The sequence below is a fragment of the Clostridium pasteurianum genome (assembly GCF_001705235.1).
Taxonomy (GTDB): Bacteria; Bacillota; Clostridia; order Clostridiales; family Clostridiaceae; genus Clostridium_S; species Clostridium_S pasteurianum_A.
The window spans coordinates 2403693-2420728 of sequence record NZ_MCGV01000001.1; the positions used below are offsets into that span (position 1 = coordinate 2403693).

The window sequence follows — 17036 nt, forward strand, 5'->3', positions numbered from 1 at the left end:
TCCTAAATAAATAACTTTTCGCCTAATTCAGCAAAAGCTTGAAGCATTATAAAGGCTCTCATATCCATTTTTACATTTTCTTTTAAAAGCTTTTTTACATCATCTTGCGAGAGCATCAATACTTCTATGTCTTCATCATCTTCTAAATATTTATCTGATAAATTGCCGCTGCAGGTACAAAATACTATTGCAGCAGATTCATCTGTCATACCAGCAGAGGCGTAAACATTTTTTTTAGTTTTTTCGTGATTTATTTTTAGAAGATCAAGACCTGTTTCTTCTTTAAGTTCACGTTTGGCGGCTTCATCGAAGTTTTCTCCCTCATCAATTAAACCTGCTGGAAGTTCATATACATAGCTGTTTAATGGTACTCTAAATTGTTTTATACAAACTATTTTTTGTGTATCTTTATGAAAAGCTGCAATTATAGCTGCATCCATTTTTTCTTCTGCACCATCAAAATATTGTGATTTAAGAGTATTAAAATTTTTTCTTGAAGCTACAACCCAATGTTTTAAATCATGTTTTTTATTCGTATATTCAACATCATAAAGACTTAAAAATTTTGTCTCAGCAAGTGGAGTCAGTTTTTTTATTTTATTCTCTGTCATAATAATCACCTTCATTTAAAAAATATAAAGTTATACACTTTTATAAAAAATAATCCACATCTATGCCTTTTATTTTAGCACAAATGTGGATAACTATTATAAAATTTTGTTTAATTTTTCTTGTAGAGTTTCAGATATTTTTACTAATGGAAGTCTTACATCATCAGAAGCTATCATTCCTGATTTAGATAAGCAGTATTTTATTGGAGCAGGATTTGGTTCTTCAAACAGCAGTGGAATTATTGGAGCTATTTCCTTCCATATTTTAAAAGCACCTTCGTGGTCATTCTGTTTTGCTTTATTGTATATTTCAATATATTTTTCTGTGTTTATATGTGCAGATGCCATGATTCCTCCGTCTCCTCCAAGCATTAAAGTGCTGTAGAAGAAAGCATCTTCACCTGTTAATATTGAAAAATTATCATCAGCTGGACGGTTTAAAAGTAAATTTGTGGTTTGATTAAAGTCTCCACAGGCATCTTTTACTCCAACTATATTTTTTAATTGGGAAAGTTTTCTTATAGTATCATTCTCAATATTCCTACCTGTTCTATAAGGTATATTGTAGATTATTATATCTAAAGGAGTAGCTTCAGATATATTTTTAAAGTGTTCATATATTCCTCTTTGATCTGGTCTGTTGTAGTAAGGGCATACAGATAAGATACCTTTAATATCGTATTTTTCAAACATTTTTACGTCTTTTACCATTTTGCTTGTGTTGTTACCGCCAAAACCAACATAAATAGGAAGCTTGGACTTATTGTATTCAACAGTTTTCTCTAGTACGTTTTGATATTCATAGTTTGATAATGTTGGAGTTTCACCTGTAGTTGCAAGAGGTAAAAAACCTGCTGCACCCTTTTTAGAGTAGTACTCTATCATATTTTTATAAGAAGCCAAATCAACTTCTCCATCCTTAAAAGGAGTAATTAGTGGTATTAAAACGCCTTGAATTTTCATTTAATTCCTCTTTCCCTTACCAGGGTGATTGATTTTGGGTACAAAAAAATTAACAGTAAAGGAACACTTTACTGTTATTATAAACATTATATGTGCACCTTGTAGCTCTCCACTATAAGAGAATAGTGACAGTTCTGCATATATTATATACAAAACCAGAAAGAGTCCTTGCCAGAAATCTTTCTTCGGCCGCAGTTCCTTTTTCTATTCTTCACAGCTTGCCAGCTAAGAATAAATACTAATAACCACAGCACCTCTACCCTAGGTAAGAATTTAATTTTATGATTAGTTTAACACATATTCATTTCCTTTTCAACTTGTATTTTCTTTTCAATTTTAAAATTGTTGTTATTAGAATTTTTGTGTTAAAAGATTAGCACCTTTAGTTTTTTTTTGCCGATAATATCTTTTTATAGATGAAATTTAATTTCAAATTATTTAAAAAAAATTCTGAAACTAAAAAAACTTTTTTTAAAAAACTATTGCAAATTAATAATAATTATTATATAATAAGAATTGTCAAAGAGAGTTAGCAAAAATATATGAAAGTAAGTTTAAATAAAAATATTAAAAAGATATTGATAGGGAGGATTTTTAAAATGAAAAAATTTAAATGTGTTGTTTGTGGATATATCTATACTGGTGAGGATGCTCCAGAAAAATGTCCTGTTTGTGGGGCTGGAGCTGATAAATTTGTTGAAGTTAAAGATGATACTGAAGGCTGGGCTGACGAGCACAAAATAGGAATTGCTAAAGATGTTGATAAAGAAGTCTTAGAAGGTTTAAGAGCTAATTTTACAGGAGAATGTACAGAAGTTGGAATGTACCTTGCAATGGCAAGACAGGCAGATAGAGAAGGATATCCTGAAGTCGCTGAAGCTTACAAGAGAATAGCTTATGAAGAAGCTGATCATGCTTCAAAGTTTGCAGAACTTTTGGGTGAGGTTGTAACAGCCGACACTAAAACAAATCTTCAAATGAGAGTTGATGCTGAGAAGGGTGCCTGCGAAGGTAAAAAAGAGCTTGCTACTTTAGCTAAAAAACTTAACTATGATGCTATTCATGATACTGTTCATGAAATGTGCAAAGATGAAGCTAGACATGGTTCTGCTTTCAGAGGTTTATTAAATAGATATTTTAAATAGACTTCGCGAGTTAAATAAATTATAATAGATTTCCTTAGGAAAGGCGTTTAATATGTTACTTAAATTGTTGCTTTTCCTAAGGAAATCTTTTTTATTTTGGTACATTTTGTTTTACTTTTGATAAAAATATGATGAAGTAATTTACATACGCAGTAATTGCACTAATGAGAGCTAGGTATAGTAAGTAAGTTCCTAAAGTTTTGTTAAAAACAAAAGCTAATATAGCAACGTAAAAAGTAACTGTTGATAATTTTCCCCAGATATTCGCAGGGATTATTATTTTTTTCCCATAAAGAAATATACCAATAAAAATCATAGAAAATTCTTTTATAAGCATTATTATTAATATTATTAATGGTATATAACCTTTTATGGACAGACATGCCAAAACTGTTAAAAGCATGAGCTTATCTGCTAATGGGTCAAGCACAATTCCATATTTAGTTACCATATTAAATCTTCTTGCAATAAATCCATCTAGTATATCTGTAAAACCAGCAGTAAAGAATATAACTGCTGAACTGATTAAACTATTATTAGATTGAGAGAAAAAGGCAAATATGAAACATGGAATCAAAAAAAGCCTAAAAAGAGTAAGTAAGTTTGGTATATTCATGTTCGCCACCTCTTTATAATATTTTCTAGAATATTATTTACACATACATATTAAAATATGAGGATAAATATTTTTTATCACGAATTAACATTGACTTGTAACATTAAAAAAATTCTATAAATCTTATCCTAACTGGGGTTCGGGTCATAGACCCATTATCCTTCTTTATAAAATATAGGCTATTTTAATGTTTACGATTAATAACCTTGATTTAAAGGCACATCTAAATCTTTTATAATATAGAGATTGCCCTTATTAAGTAAAGAAGGATAATGGGCAAAGCCCAAACCTCGTGTATGATAACATTTATTAGAATTTTTTTAAATTGTTACTTCATCAATATTAATTCGCTTTTGGAGTAAAGCAAGGGGAAAATTCCTCCGTACCTACGGAATTTTAGGCATAAATTACATAGGTTAAATTAGTAAATCACTATTTAGACAAGTAAACTTTCAATAATTCTACGAAGCTTGCAAAATTTAAATAACTGATTTAGTTTAATATATATTATTTTTCGTAGGGAAGCGGAGAAAAATTTACCTTGCTTTTATTTTAAGCGAAGTAATAGTATTTTGGCAACGATTTAAATAAAAGTCAATAAGACTTGCTTCAAATCATAAAAAGACTTAGAAATTTTAATTTGTTTGAGCTTTTTTTCAGCGAGTTATTAAAATTTCTTAGTATTTTTATAATTTGAAGCTTAGTCTTATGATTTTTATTTAATGTTTCAAAATACTATTACTTTGCAGTATTTATAAATTATGAACTGAAGGTAAATAATAAAAAAGTTTATTTGACTAGACTAAAAGGCTTTGTTAATATGAAACTGCAAAAGGTATTTTGCATAGAAAGGGGATATTATTTATGAAATATGATGTAATTATTGTGGGAGCAGGAGCAAGTGGAATATTTACTTCTTATGAGTTAATAAAAAGTAATCCAGATGTGAAAATATTAATGATAGAGAAGGGACACAGTCTTGAAAAGAGAAAATGTCCTATTGATGGTGAAAAAATAAAATCATGTATAAATTGCAATGTTTGTAACATTATGAACGGTTATGGTGGAGCTGGAAGTTTATCTGATGGCAAATATAATATAACTAATAATTTTGGAGGAGAACTTTATAAGTACATAGGTGCTAAGGAAGCACTTGAGCTTATGAATTATGTAGACAGTGTACTATGCAGTATGGGAGGAGCAGAGGCTAAATTATATTCTACTCAAAATTCTGGTCTCAAAGCAAAGGCTCTTCAGTATGACTTACATTTACTTGATGCAAAGGTAAGACATTTAGGAACAGACAGAAATGTAGTTATAATGGGAAATATCTATAATTTCTTAAAGGATAAAATGGATATAATCTTTGATACTGAAGTTTTAAATGTATATAAAGAGAGCAGTGAATTCAAGGTTGAAACACGTGATAAAACTTTTGAATGCAATGATTTAATATTAGCGACAGGACGTTCTGGTTCTGGATGGATATCTAATATATGTAGTAAACTTGGAATAAAGACTAGGAGTAATAGAGTTGACATTGGAGTACGTGTAGAGCTTCCAGCAGAAGTTTTTGCACATATAACGGATGCTGTGTATGAAAGTAAAATAGTTTATAAGACAAAAAAGTATAATGATAGAGTAAGAACATTTTGTATGAATCCATATGGTGAAGTTGTAACGGAAAATACCAATGGAATAATAACGGTTAATGGGCACAGTTATGCTAACCCAGAACTACGTACACAAAATACTAATTTTGCACTTCTAGTATCGAATAATTTTACGGAACCATTTGAAGATAGCAATGAATATGGAGCATCTATCGCAAGATTAAGCAATATGCTTGGAGGAGGAGTGCTTGTTCAGAGATTTGGTGATTTAGTAAATGGAAGAAGAAGTAATGAGCATAGAATGGAAAAAAGCTTTACAATCCCAACACTTAAAGCTACTCCAGGTGATCTAGCTCTTGTAATACCTAAAAGGCAGCTGGACGATATAATTGAAATGATATATGCATTAAATAATATTGCACCTGGAACAGCAAATGAGGATACACTACTTTATGGAGTCGAGGTTAAATTCTATAACTCCAAAGTTGAGGTAGATGGGAATTTAGAGACTAAAATTAAGGGATTATATGTTTTGGGAGATGGTTCTGGAGTTACACATTCATTATCTCAAGCCGCAGCAAGTGGAATTTATACAGCAAGAACACTTAATAAAAAATATAAAAATAACAAAACATGCTAATAATTTATAGAAAATAAGGAAAAAATAATAGGGAAGTAAGATATAAATATTTGATTATTAATATGTACCGCTTCATAATATTGAAATCAGTGGAGGGTAACAATGAAAATTTTAATAACAACAGACACTTACTACCCTATGATAAATGGTGTGGTGGTATCAACAAATAACCTCTATAGGCAATTAAAGAAAGAAGGTTATGATGTTAAGATACTCACCTTATCTTATAATGGAAATGAGTATATAGAAGGGGACGTGTATTATCTTAATTCCCGTTTTGCTAAAGTATATCCTGATGCTAGGATAATGAAGCCATTTGGAAATACAATAATAAGTAAAATAATAGAGTGGGGTCCTCAAATAATACATTCTCAAACAGAATTTTCTACGATGTTAGTGGCTAAATATATTAGGAGAAAATTAGATATACCCCAGGTACATACATATCATACAATGTATGAAGATTACCTTAAGTATTTCTTGGGAGGTAAAGTTATAGGAAAGGCTGCAATGGCCAGGATAATTAAAGTGCTATTTAATACATTTGATGAAATTATAGCACCAACAGAAAAGGTAAAAGATGCTCTTAGAAAATATGAGGTATATAAAGATATAAAAATTATACCAACGGGAATAGAGATAGAAGAATTTCAAGAAGATTTCAAGAAAAACGAGAAAGAGGAAATCTTAGGTAAATACGGATTGACGGGCAAAGATAATATATTAGTATATGTTGGAAGAGCAGCAGAAGAAAAAAACATACAGGAAATAATACAGTTATTTAGTAAAGCCATAAAAGAAGTAGAGGACATTAAACTCTTAATAGTTGGAGGGGGACCGTATCTTCCAGAACTTAAAAAGTTAGCTTCTAAATATAAAGTCCAGGATTTTGTGAAATTTACAGGTATGGTTAAAAGGAGCGAAGTACATAAATATTATAAGTTAGGATTTGCATTTGTAACAGCATCTAAAAGTGAGACTCAAGGATTGACATATATTGAGGCACTTGCTAGCGGGTGTCCAGTAATATGCAAATGGGATTTATGCGTGAAAGATCTGATTATAAATGGAATTACAGGTTTTACATATACAAATGAAAGACAATTTGTAAGAGCTGTGAAAATGCTAAAAACCAATTTACATCTCAGAGAACAAATTGCTTTTAATGCAAGAAAAAAGTCTTATTTATATTCAGAAGAAAAGTTTGCAAGAAGTGCCATGGAAGTTTATGAAGATTTACTTTTAAATAGAGTTGTACGGAGAAAAAATTTGGCCCAAATGATACGAACGATATTCTGAAAGTTAATAACAATATTCGATTTTTTGTTCCAAAAATAAAGACAAATTGCTTTTTTTATGGTATATTAGTTTTGGTAATTTTCTATAGCAATCTTTAAATTAGGATTATGAAAGTGAGGAGTTTTTATGTCAGCATTTATTGTTTTAGGCGCCCAATGGGGAGATGAAGGAAAAGGTAAGATGACAGATTATCTTGCACAAGGAGCTGACGTGGTAGTTAGATCTCAAGGTGGTAATAATGCAGGTCATACTGTTAAAGTAGGAGAAAAGAAATATGCACTTCATTTGATACCATCTGGAATATTGTATAAAGACAAAATTAATGTTATTGGAAATGGTGTTGTGCTAGATCCAAAAGCTATGTTTGAGGAAATAAATTATTTAGAAGAATTAGGAGTTGAAGTTACTCCCGAAAAACTGATGGTAAGTGATAGAACACATTTAATAATGCCATATCATAGAGCTCTTGATGGAGCTAGTGAAAAACATAGAGGCAAGAATGATATAGGAACAACGGGCAAAGGAATAGGCCCTTGTTATACAGATAAGGCAGAAAGGTCAGGAATAAGAGTTTGTGATTTACTGCATCCTGATGTTTTCAAAGAAAAGTTAAAGGCAAATTTGCAGATTAAAAATGCAATACTTACTAAAGTATATGATATGAAGCCTTTTGATTATAATGAAATATGTGAAGAGTATCTTGCTTATGGTGAAAAATTAAGACCTTTTGTTAAAGATACTTCTGTTGTAGTTTATAACGAAATAAAGAAGGGGAAAAAAGTTCTATTTGAGGGAGCTCAAGGAAACCTTCTTGATATAGATTATGGAACTTATCCATACGTTACATCATCAAATACTATAGGTGGAGGAGTTTGTCCAGGTTCAGCAATAGGACCGACTATGATAACTAATGCAGTTGGAATAGCTAAAGCTTATACGACTAGAGTTGGTAAAGGACCTTTCCCTACAGAACTTCTTGATGATATGGGAAATAGAATAAGAGAAGCTGGTCATGAGTATGGAGTTACTACTGGAAGAGCAAGAAGATGCGGCTGGCTCGACATTGTAATATTAAAGCAGGCAGCTAGAGTATCAGGGCTTACAAGCTTTGCTATAACTAAAATGGATACACTTGCAGGCATAGAAAAAGTAAAAATGTGTGTAGGCTATGATTTTAATGGTAAAGTTATAGATTATGTTCCAGCTAGCCTTGAAGACTTAGCTTTGTGTAAACCAGTATATGAAGAGTTTGAAGGTTGGGATGCTAGTGTAGCTGATGCTAGAAGCTATGATGAACTTCCTACAAATGCAAAGAAATATTTAAAGAGAGTAGAGGAACTTACAGAAACAAAGATATCAATAGTTTCTGTTGGACCAGAAAGAAGTCATACTATAGAGGTTTCAGATATATAGAATAAAGATATATTATTTAGGCTATGCTTTAAATAGGTGCTTATTTGAAGCATAGCTTTTTTAGTATTGTATGTTAAAAAATATTTTGACAACGATAAAAACTTAGGTATAATTAAAGCATAGGTAATTAATAATCATACTCAATTACCGATTACTTAACTATATCAATATTAAATGGAAAGAGGTAATGCAAGTGGTAACTAAGGATATGACTATTGGTGAAGTTGTAAGAAATAATCCTGGTTCAGCTGAAATATTAATGAGTTTCGGAATGGGATGCGTTTGTTGTCCATCAGCTCAAGGTGAAACAATAGAAGAAGCTGCTATGGTTCATGGTTTAGATGCTGATGATCTTATTAAAGCTTTAAATAGTAATGAAGAAAAATAGCAAGTAAAAGATATGAAAAGTACCATCATTATTTAATTATTGATGGTATTTTTTTACTTTGAAAAATTTGTACTAAGTAAATGAGGTGAGAATATTGGACAAGATTGTTACTAAAAAAAATTATGATATTCATATATACGAAGTTGATTCTCATGGTAAAGCTACTATTGCATCTATAATGAGTTACTTAGAGGATTTAGCTACTTATCAGACTGAAAAATTGGGCATGAGTCTAAAATATTTTAGGGATAATAAAATTGCATGGGTAGTTTATAAATGGGAAGTACACATGGATAAATACCCTGAATATGGAGACAGGATAGAAGTTTCAACTTTGCCATATTCCATAAGAAAGTTTTATGCATATAGAAAGTATGAAATTTTTAATAAAGGCGAGAGAATAGGATATGCTAATTCACTATGGTTTCTTATAGATACTGAAAAGAGAAAGCCATGCAGAATAACCAATAACATATATAAAATGTACAACCTTACGGAGGAAGATAATGAGCAAATTCCTTTTGATAGACTTAGAAAATTAAAACAAGTTGATTATAAAAACAGTTTTAAGGTAAGATACAGTGATATAGATACCAATAAACATGTTAATAATGTAAAATACGTATCATGGGTATTAGAAAATGTTCCTATGGAAATTATAAGTGAACATGAAATTTCTGATTTGAAGGTTATGTATCAAAAAGAAACAGCTTATGGAGAGACAATTGAAGTAATGACTAATATGGAAGAAAAAGAGGGTAAGTATATTTTTAATCATTCAATAAACAATTCTGAAGGTGAAAGTTTAACTTTAGTAAAAACCGAATTTCGCAAATAAAATATATGCCTCATAACAGCCTTAATATTGCGATTATGAGGCATAAGCTATAAAGTGTATATGTCATAGGCATTTACCGGCTGTATAACCAGAGCTCCAGGCCCATTGAAGGTTAAAACCACCACAGTCACCATCCACATCTAGAATTTCACCGCAAAAATACAAACCAGGTATAAGTTTAGATTCAAGAGTTATATTATTTACCTCATGCGTATCAATCCCGCCGGCAGTAACTTGTGAGTTTGAATAAGAATTTGTACCTGAAACTTTAAATGTCCAGCACTTTAGAGTATTAAATATGTTTTCCTTCTCCTTAGAGGTTAAGTCAAAACAGCATTTGTGTATATTAGATACACCGCATTCTCTTAGAAGAATGGAAATCAATTTTTTGTTTATAATGCCTATGAGGGAATCATGTACACTTCTATAAGAAAACATGCCCCAGTGGTTTTCTAGATAAGTTTTAAGTTCTTTCATTGAAATGTTTGGAAGCATATCAATTTTTATCTGTACATCCTTTTTCTCCTTAATTCCGTAAGAGGCAATTCGGCTTAGTTGAAGTATTGGAGGACCGGATATGCCGTAATCTGTAAATAGAATTTCTCCAAAATCACTTTTTTCTTCTTTTCCATTCAATAATATAGCAGCGTTACCATCAAATTTTATTCCGGATAATGCTTTTAAGCTTTTAAAGTCTAGTTTTAGCTGTACTAAGGCTGGAACGGTCTCTATTAATTTATGGCCTAAGGCGTGTGCTATAGACATTCCTGAGCCGTCAGAGCCAGTTTTAGGCGAAGACTTACCACCAGCAGCTAGAATTACTTTATCTGCTATATAGTAAGAGTCATCAGAACAAATTACTTTAAAAGATTTATGTTCTTTATATATTTTAACTACTTTTGAATTCGTATGTACTGGAATTTCTCTTTCGCTTAAGGCAATTCTAAGTATATCTAAAACTGATGAAGCTTGAAGCGATAGAGGATACATTTTGCCACTTTCAAGAGATATTATTGGAAGTCCAAGCATTTCGAAAAAACTTAAAGTGTCATCTTTTGAAAATTCACTAATGACATGCTCAAAGAAACCTGGGTTAGTGCTGTGGTAATGTGAAAAGTTGATATTTTCATTTGTTATATTGCACCTGCCATTACCTGTGGCTAGTATTTTTTTGCCAATCCTATCATTTCCCTCTAGGATTACAGGATTAAAGCCACAGTCCTTAGCAGTTATAGCGGCCATCATCCCAGAAGCTCCGCCTCCGATTATTATAATATCCATGAAATCTCTCCTTTTATGTAGAAAGTACAATATATATTATAATATAGTTTAACAAATAAATTATTATTTAACAATTTTAAATATAAAAAAAGGTTTTAGAAGAGATTCACATCCAATCTAAAGCCTTTTTTATTAAGCTGCAGCAGTATCATTTTTTTTATCAATATATTTTGCTTTTAAATTTTTGCCTAATTTACCTATTAGAGTACCGCATACTAAAGTTATTACTGCAAATAACATTAGTATATTGAAATCTTGCAGATATACTTTTGAATTTATTCCGCTTATAACCATTCTTGTTGTATTTACAGTATAGGTCATTGGAATAAATTTTCCTACTATACGGTAGAATGGGTATGCTGTTTCTATAGGGAAGGTACCTGCACATGATGACAACTGTACTATTAACAGTACAAAGCATATTGGTACCGATCCAATTCCAAAAGCTTGTGAAAGTCCAAACATAACACTATAGTAAACACATGCTGTAAATATATTATTTAAATATAATCCGGCTGGATTTACACTTGATGTAAGTCCTAATCCAACTCTTAAGAAAAGAGTCAACATGAAAGCTTGAATTGTTACTAGGATAATACCTAGAGTGTATTTTGCAATAGGACTGTTATTGAATCTTTTCTTAAACAAATCAAGCATGTCTGATATTGAAACTACAGCATTTACAAACAGTGCACCAAGCCATAATGAAAGTGATGCGAAATAAGGGGCAAGACCTTCACCGTAGTTTTTAACAGGGTTTATAGAATTATCTTTTAAGTTTACAGGTGATGATAAAAATTTACTGAATTTACTTGAAGAAAATTTCAAGTTTTTATTCATATCATTGTATGAACTATTTAAAGCATCATTGAATTTGTTATTACCATCGTTTAGTGTGCTTATTCCATTATTTAATTGTGTTGAACCATCTGCAAGGGTATTTATACCTGAATTAAGACGGTTTGAACCATCGCTGAGTTTTACTATGCCTCCTGACAACTCATTGAACTTATCTACCATTGAAGGTACTTGAGCTATCAAATTGTTTGCCATGGTAACATTACCATCATTTAAATAATCTTTTGCAACTCCTAATAATTTTTGATTGTCGTTAACTTCACTTTTTAATTTCGAAAGTTTATCCAGAGTTTCAGGCGCATTTTTTAACTGAGACTGAACAGTTGGATTGTTAAGTGCAGCGCTCATTGAATCTATTGCACCTGCAGATGCTTTAGTGTCATTCTGAAGTTGAATGATTTTATTAGTATCCAAACCATTTTTAGCTACTAATGAGTTAATTTCAGCTAAATTGTTTTGATTATCATTAAGATCTTTTTGAAGTTTGGCAATAGATGATTGTGCACTTTGTATATTTGAATCTTTTAAAACTTGTTGAGCAGTAGCTATTTGGTCTAACATACCATTAGCGCTGTTAACAGCAGCACTAATATTATTAGAAGATAATTCTGCTTTAAGCTTTGCCATCTTAGTTTGAGTATCAGGTGAAGTCAAAGTTTTTAATAAAGCTATATTATTTGGTGAAAGAGCATTTTGAATACCTGAACTTGCAATAGTATTACTATCAGTATTTATAGTTTTTACAGTATTAATCATTGAATCTGTTGTTTGATTCATTTTATCTGGTGTTAAACCAGCAGAGTTTAGTTGCTGCATTTTATTACTATATGGATCCATAACTTTAGATTGTATGTCAGCAATTTTTTGTTCAGGAGTCTCTCCTGAGGATAATATTTGATTAATACCTTGATATCCAGAAGCCATGATATTTTGAACACTTTTTTCTGTATTTAAAAAATTAACTAGATTTGTACCATTAGTGCCACTGAAAGTATTAGTATTACTTAGAAGATCATTTAATGCCATCATATCATTTGGATTATTTAAAAATTTATTTAATGAGTTCATGGATTGTGGATCAACACTATTAATAACTGCACTTAATGCTTGTGAATCATTGGAAATATCATTTAAGTGTTTACGCAACTGATCTACCTTTATTCCTTGAACAGTGTTTGTCATTGGTTGTAACTTATTATAATCATTAGACAAAGATGCAATCATAGGATAAGCATTTTGAATATCAGTTTTAAAAGTGTTAAGTTTTACAAAGTCAATTTTAGATAAACCATTTAAATCCATGGAATTAAAAGTATTTACTGTATTAGTGGCTGCTGTAATATACGATGGATTTATACCATTAAGTGTTCGTTTAATACCTAATAGATCAACAGCATTTGTACTATTATTAAGATTATTTGCATCATTAGCCATTGATTTTAATGAATTCATATTTTGAACAGTTAATAAGCTAAATAGACCTTTATAGGAATTTAACTTAGGCTCTATTTGAGATACAGCACCTTGTGCTGATAAAACACCTGTTTTTGCATCATAAAGTCCATTGCTTATTTGTTTAGAACCATTTTGTAAACCTAGGGGCATTCCATCTACACCTATGTTATTATTCGTAATTCCATCTAATATTTGTTTAGAACCATTTAAAAGTTTATTACTTCCATCAGCTAATTGTTTAGAAGAATCAGCTGCGGTTTTCGTGGACTTTTTTACATCATATAAGTCATCAATTAGAACTTTTGATGTTTCTTCGGTTATACTTTGTTCAACTTTTGATTCTATAGCTTCAGCGCCTTTTTTTGTTAGTAAGGAGAATATATAGTTTCTTCCTGCGTTACCTTCATATATTAAATTAGGTTTTTTAAACTCGCCATCAACAATAGAATTTGATATTTTTTTAGAAAAATCTTTAGGGACAACTATCATGGCATAGTAAGATGTATTTTCAACACCGTTTTTAGCTGTATTGTAGTCTACAAATTTCCATTTAAAGTCATTATTATCTTTTAACTTATCCTTTAATTGTTGTCCTACATTATATTCTTTACCATTCTTGTAAACGGGCTTATCCAAATTTACAAAAGCTATGGATGAAATTTTATTTAAACGTGCATATGGATCCCAGAAAGCTCCAAGGAAAGTAAAAGAATACAGAGTAGGAATAAAGATGACTGCTACTGTAAATATAGCTATTACTTTTAATAGAAATTTTTCGTCTTTCAATTTTTCTATTATTTTCATTCTCATAGGCGTTCCTCCTTCTCTATTTTTTATTTTTGTACTTACCGGTCAGTATAAAATATAGCATATTTATCCCAAATTTGCACTGATTCAAAATTTACAAGAAAACGTTATCTTGACATAAAATCTAATTAAAGCTCGCCTTTACGTAGTAATTGCGTGTTTTGAAATTATTACATTATATAGGAAAAAAATATTATATACAAATTTCTTTTAAAAAGATTTATAAAAAAAATAAAAAAATATGTTGACATGAACCGTTTTTTTTTGTATTATATTATTTGTCGGGTCGCACGGGAGTGTGATTCATAATATAAGGCCCGTTGGTCAAGCGGTTAAGACACCACCCTTTCACGGTGGTATCATGGGTTCAAATCCCGTACGGGTCACCATTTAATTTGTGGGCGCTTAGCTCAGCTGGGAGAGCATCTGCCTTACAAGCAGGGGGTCACAGGTTCGAACCCTGTAGTGCCCACCACAAATTGCGGCTTGGTAGCTCAGCTGGTTAGAGTGCTGGCCTGTCACGCCAGAGGTCGAGGGTTCGATCCCCTTCCAAGTCGCCAATATTATGGGCTGGCATAGCTCAATTGGTAGAGCAACTGACTTGTAATCAGTAGGTTGAGGGTTCAATTCCTTCTGCCAGCACCAGATAAAATAAAATAAATAATAAGGCCCGTTGGTCAAGCGGTTAAGACACCACCCTTTCACGGTGGTATCATGGGTTCAAATCCCGTACGGGTCACCATTTAATTTGTGGGCGCTTAGCTCAGCTGGGAGAGCATCTGCCTTACAAGCAGGGGGTCACAGGTTCGAACCCTGTAGTGCCCACCACAAATTGCGGCTTGGTAGCTCAGCTGGTTAGAGTGCTGGCCTGTCACGCCAGAGGTCGAGGGTTCGATCCCCTTCCAAGTCGCCAATATTATATAAGCTGGCATAGCTCAATTGGTAGAGCAACTGACTTGTAATCAGTAGGTTGAGGGTTCAATTCCTTCTGCCAGCACCATAAAAAAACTGCTTCAATAATTTGAAGCAGTTTTTTATATTCTCTTATTTTTTAAATTTTTATTTATTCGTATATCATCACCATAAAATTTACATAAAGTAAAATCTCCAAATAATCTAGATGTAATTCTTTCAGAATATAATCTTGTTAAATCCTCTAAGTTGTAATTTGAGGATATAAGCATTTTCTTTTGTAGTAACAATTTCTTATTTATTAAATTAAATAGACATGTTTTGGAAAATGAACTTATTTGTTCTGTACCAAGATCATCAATTATAAGTAAATCACAATTCAAAATTAAATCTTCCAGAGCTGCATCAGGTTCAAACTGAAGTTTCTTAAGATCTTGAGATAAATCTGATGAAGTTTTATAAATTACTAAATAGCCTTTTTCTAGCAAATCCTTTGCAATACAGTGAGATAAAAATGTCTTTCCTGTACCTGAATTACCATAGAATAATAAATTTTCATTTAAATTGTCGAAATTCTTAATGTAGTTTAATGATAATGAAAATATTTTTTCTATATTTTTTCTAGGACTTCTAGGTTCTTCTTCTGACTTTCTGTTTGAAAAATAGTTTATATTGAAATTATCAAAATTATTTTTAGTTAAAAGATATTTAAGGTCTGAGTTTTCATAGTAAAGTTTTGCTAAGTATCTTTTGTAGCAGGAGCATTTATTTACACCAATATAACCTGTATCTTTACATTTACTGCATTTATAATGCATATGAAGATAATCCATATTATATCCATTTGATACTAAAAGTTCTGACCTTTCCATTCTTAAATTTGTTATATTTTCTTTTAAAGATTTTATATAGTCATCACGATTTTTTATATCTTTAAAAATATTTGTAGATAGCTTAAGACATAATTTACTTATTTCATTGTCTATACTTATTATTTTAGGAATTTTAGCTTTAATTTCTTCTCTTCTTTTTTTTAGAGCTTCTTGTTCCTTTTTTCTTATTTTAGAATATAGTTTTTCTACTTTTTGAGCATATCCTTTAATCATTGTCATTATCCCATCCTAACAATTTTTTCTCTAAATCATCGTAATCATATTTTCGCTGGTTATAGTTATTAAAATTATCCTTATTATTAAAATTGCCAGTTTTTTGTTTTTTATATGATGGCTTTTTAATATCTTTTGTATCTACATCAGTAAGCGTTTTAATTCCAGATTTAAACCAATTAGTTAAAATTGCATCTATATATTTAAAATCAGTTTTACTTATTCTTTGAAAGCATATATCGGAAGCTCTGAAAATAACGTCAAGTGGAAAACCAAAAGATTCTAGCCATTTAGTTAATAGCTGCTCTTGTGGTTTCATTATTTCTGCATCTTTAATTCCAAGATAATCTAGAATTTTTCTTATTTTTATCCATTTATCCTCATGCTTTGTTATATAAGTTTGAGCATCTTCTACGGATTTTATTTTAGAATCGTGCCAGGATAGAGCTATTTTTTCGATATATCTATAGTTCGTTTTTCCCTTTGAAACAGCATATTGTATGAGTAGAAGTATGAGTTCAGGAGAAAAGTCAAATTCTTTCTGCCAACCTATATATGTAGACATTTCTTTAGGTGAAAGAGTTCTTCCAAGTAATTTTTCTATATCCTGAAGCATCCCTTTTATGGAATTGTTGTTTAGTTCATTTAGTAAGTCTACATTTTCATCTTCAGGAGCTTCTTCGGCTAAATCTAAAAATTGTATGTGAAAATTACCTTTATTATCTATTGGTATAAGTTTTATGACATTTTCATCGTTCCAGTAATTCCAGGCATTTATTATGTCCGTTTCAAGCAAATGAAGTTTTGAAGCCATCATGGAAGAGTTCACACCTGGTTCACCTGAAGAACAGTATTTTAAGCCTAATAAATATACTTTCACATATTCGCCTCTTGCTTTTGTCATGTAAGTTTCAATAAATATATTACTAACAGGAGTAACCTCGCGTGCTTTTTCCTTAAACATGAAAGTACTCATGATGACACCGCCTTTCTCAATATAAAATTCATATAAGTAAATTATAACATTTAATGTTTAAAACGCGATAGTAATATTATATAGAACATATGTTAACATTACAAATTAAAAATGC

At 30.9% G+C, this 17036-nt stretch carries 13 protein-coding genes, 8 tRNA genes and 1 riboswitch; of the genes, 14 read left to right on the forward strand and 7 right to left on the reverse strand.

What is annotated here, in order from left to right:
* Positions 1 to 2: 2 nt before the first annotated feature.
* Both BEE63_RS10670 and dapA read right to left on the reverse strand, forming a co-directional pair.
* Positions 3 to 611, reverse strand: coding sequence for an NUDIX hydrolase (locus BEE63_RS10670; RefSeq protein ID WP_066021372.1), 609 nt, complete (start codon positions 609 to 611; stop codon positions 3 to 5).
* A gap of 96 nt (positions 612 to 707) precedes the next feature.
* A complete protein-coding gene (gene dapA, locus BEE63_RS10675; protein WP_066021373.1) occupies positions 708 to 1574 on the reverse strand; it encodes a 4-hydroxy-tetrahydrodipicolinate synthase in 867 nt (288 codons plus the stop codon).
* A gap of 94 nt (positions 1575 to 1668) precedes the next feature.
* A riboswitch (Lysine riboswitch) is annotated at positions 1669 to 1841 on the reverse strand.
* Positions 1842 to 2173: 332 nt separating this feature from the next.
* On the opposite strand from dapA, the gene rbr3B reads away from it, so the two are divergent.
* A complete protein-coding gene (gene rbr3B, locus BEE63_RS10680) occupies positions 2174 to 2719 on the forward strand; it encodes an NADH peroxidase (protein ID WP_066021374.1) in 546 nt (181 codons plus the stop codon).
* A 91-nt stretch (positions 2720 to 2810) separates the two neighbouring features.
* Here rbr3B and pgsA read toward each other — a convergent pair whose 3' ends face one another.
* On the reverse strand, positions 2811 to 3335 hold the full coding sequence (pgsA, locus tag BEE63_RS10685) for a CDP-diacylglycerol--glycerol-3-phosphate 3-phosphatidyltransferase (protein WP_066021375.1): 525 nt from the start codon (positions 3333 to 3335) through the stop codon (positions 2811 to 2813).
* Positions 3336 to 4199: 864 nt separating this feature from the next.
* Here pgsA and BEE63_RS10690 point away from each other — a divergent pair.
* The 5 genes from BEE63_RS10690 to BEE63_RS10710 all read left to right on the forward strand — a co-directional run bounded on the left by BEE63_RS10690 (position 4200) and on the right by BEE63_RS10710 (position 9526).
* Positions 4200 to 5588 carry an NAD(P)/FAD-dependent oxidoreductase gene (locus BEE63_RS10690; protein WP_066021376.1) on the forward strand — a complete coding sequence of 463 codons (1389 nt, stop codon included), beginning with the start codon at positions 4200 to 4202 and terminating at the stop codon, positions 5586 to 5588.
* A 102-nt stretch (positions 5589 to 5690) separates the two neighbouring features.
* On the forward strand, positions 5691 to 6887 hold the full coding sequence (locus BEE63_RS10695; RefSeq protein WP_066021377.1) for a glycosyltransferase family 4 protein: 1197 nt from the start codon (positions 5691 to 5693) through the stop codon (positions 6885 to 6887).
* A 126-nt stretch (positions 6888 to 7013) separates the two neighbouring features.
* On the forward strand, positions 7014 to 8300 hold the full coding sequence (locus BEE63_RS10700) for an adenylosuccinate synthase (RefSeq protein ID WP_066021378.1): 1287 nt from the start codon (positions 7014 to 7016) through the stop codon (positions 8298 to 8300).
* 187 nt (positions 8301 to 8487) lie between these two features.
* Entirely contained in the window at positions 8488 to 8688 is a 201-nt protein-coding gene (locus tag BEE63_RS10705; protein WP_066021379.1) for a DUF1858 domain-containing protein, read from the forward strand.
* Positions 8689 to 8773: 85 nt separating this feature from the next.
* Positions 8774 to 9526, forward strand: a complete 753-nt coding sequence (locus BEE63_RS10710; protein ID WP_431732479.1) for an acyl-ACP thioesterase domain-containing protein — start codon at positions 8774 to 8776, stop codon at positions 9524 to 9526.
* Between the two features lie 63 nt (positions 9527 to 9589).
* Here BEE63_RS10710 and BEE63_RS10715 read toward each other — a convergent pair whose 3' ends face one another.
* Both BEE63_RS10715 and BEE63_RS10720 read right to left on the reverse strand, forming a co-directional pair.
* On the reverse strand, positions 9590 to 10807 hold the full coding sequence (locus BEE63_RS10715) for an NAD(P)/FAD-dependent oxidoreductase (RefSeq protein WP_066021381.1): 1218 nt from the start codon (positions 10805 to 10807) through the stop codon (positions 9590 to 9592).
* A 132-nt stretch (positions 10808 to 10939) separates the two neighbouring features.
* Positions 10940 to 13930 carry a YhgE/Pip family protein gene (locus BEE63_RS10720; protein ID WP_066021382.1) on the reverse strand — a complete coding sequence of 997 codons (2991 nt, stop codon included), beginning with the start codon at positions 13928 to 13930 and terminating at the stop codon, positions 10940 to 10942.
* Positions 13931 to 14241: 311 nt separating this feature from the next.
* On the opposite strand from BEE63_RS10720, the gene BEE63_RS10725 reads away from it, so the two are divergent.
* From BEE63_RS10725 to BEE63_RS10760, 8 genes are all read left to right on the forward strand, one after another.
* A tRNA-Glu gene (locus tag BEE63_RS10725) sits at positions 14242 to 14316 on the forward strand.
* Positions 14317 to 14326: 10 nt separating this feature from the next.
* Positions 14327 to 14402: transfer RNA gene (locus BEE63_RS10730), tRNA-Val, on the forward strand.
* Positions 14403 to 14410: 8 nt separating this feature from the next.
* Positions 14411 to 14487 (forward strand) — tRNA-Asp (locus tag BEE63_RS10735).
* A 9-nt stretch (positions 14488 to 14496) separates the two neighbouring features.
* Positions 14497 to 14572 (forward strand) — tRNA-Thr (locus tag BEE63_RS10740).
* Positions 14573 to 14594: 22 nt separating this feature from the next.
* A tRNA-Glu gene (locus tag BEE63_RS10745) sits at positions 14595 to 14669 on the forward strand.
* A gap of 10 nt (positions 14670 to 14679) precedes the next feature.
* Positions 14680 to 14755, forward strand: a tRNA-Val gene (locus tag BEE63_RS10750).
* 8 nt (positions 14756 to 14763) lie between these two features.
* Positions 14764 to 14840, forward strand: a tRNA-Asp gene (locus BEE63_RS10755).
* Between the two features lie 11 nt (positions 14841 to 14851).
* Positions 14852 to 14927: transfer RNA gene (locus BEE63_RS10760), tRNA-Thr, on the forward strand.
* A gap of 34 nt (positions 14928 to 14961) precedes the next feature.
* On the opposite strand, the gene BEE63_RS10765 is transcribed toward BEE63_RS10760, so the two are convergent.
* Both BEE63_RS10765 and BEE63_RS10770 read right to left on the reverse strand, forming a co-directional pair.
* Positions 14962 to 15945 carry an ATP-binding protein gene (locus BEE63_RS10765; protein ID WP_066023213.1) on the reverse strand — a complete coding sequence of 328 codons (984 nt, stop codon included), beginning with the start codon at positions 15943 to 15945 and terminating at the stop codon, positions 14962 to 14964.
* Complete coding sequence (locus tag BEE63_RS10770; RefSeq protein WP_066021383.1) at positions 15938 to 16921, reverse strand: DnaD domain-containing protein; 984 nt, start codon at positions 16919 to 16921, stop codon at positions 15938 to 15940. Before BEE63_RS10770 ends, BEE63_RS10765 begins: the two co-directional genes overlap by 8 nt.
* Positions 16922 to 17036 lie beyond the last annotated feature (115 nt).

Excerpts from the sequence above, each read along its gene's own strand:
- BEE63_RS10670 (WP_066021372.1), bottom strand. The coding sequence starts at position 611 with ATGACAGAGAATAAAATAAAAAAACTGACTCCACTTGCTGAGACAAAA.
- dapA (WP_066021373.1), bottom strand. The coding sequence starts at position 1,574 with ATGAAAATTCAAGGCGTTTTAATACCACTAATTACTCCTTTTAAGGAT.
- rbr3B (WP_066021374.1), top strand. The coding sequence starts at position 2,174 with ATGAAAAAATTTAAATGTGTTGTTTGTGGATATATCTATACTGGTGAG.
- pgsA (WP_066021375.1), bottom strand. The coding sequence starts at position 3,335 with ATGAATATACCAAACTTACTTACTCTTTTTAGGCTTTTTTTGATTCCA.
- BEE63_RS10690 (WP_066021376.1), top strand. The coding sequence starts at position 4,200 with ATGAAATATGATGTAATTATTGTGGGAGCAGGAGCAAGTGGAATATTT.
- BEE63_RS10695 (WP_066021377.1), top strand. The coding sequence starts at position 5,691 with ATGAAAATTTTAATAACAACAGACACTTACTACCCTATGATAAATGGT.
- BEE63_RS10700 (WP_066021378.1), top strand. The coding sequence starts at position 7,014 with ATGTCAGCATTTATTGTTTTAGGCGCCCAATGGGGAGATGAAGGAAAA.
- BEE63_RS10705 (WP_066021379.1), top strand. The coding sequence starts at position 8,488 with ATGCAAGTGGTAACTAAGGATATGACTATTGGTGAAGTTGTAAGAAAT.
- BEE63_RS10715 (WP_066021381.1), bottom strand. The coding sequence starts at position 10,807 with ATGGATATTATAATAATCGGAGGCGGAGCTTCTGGGATGATGGCCGCT.
- BEE63_RS10720 (WP_066021382.1), bottom strand. The coding sequence starts at position 13,930 with ATGAGAATGAAAATAATAGAAAAATTGAAAGACGAAAAATTTCTATTA.
- BEE63_RS10765 (WP_066023213.1), bottom strand. The coding sequence starts at position 15,945 with ATGATTAAAGGATATGCTCAAAAAGTAGAAAAACTATATTCTAAAATA.
- BEE63_RS10770 (WP_066021383.1), bottom strand. The coding sequence starts at position 16,921 with ATGAGTACTTTCATGTTTAAGGAAAAAGCACGCGAGGTTACTCCTGTT.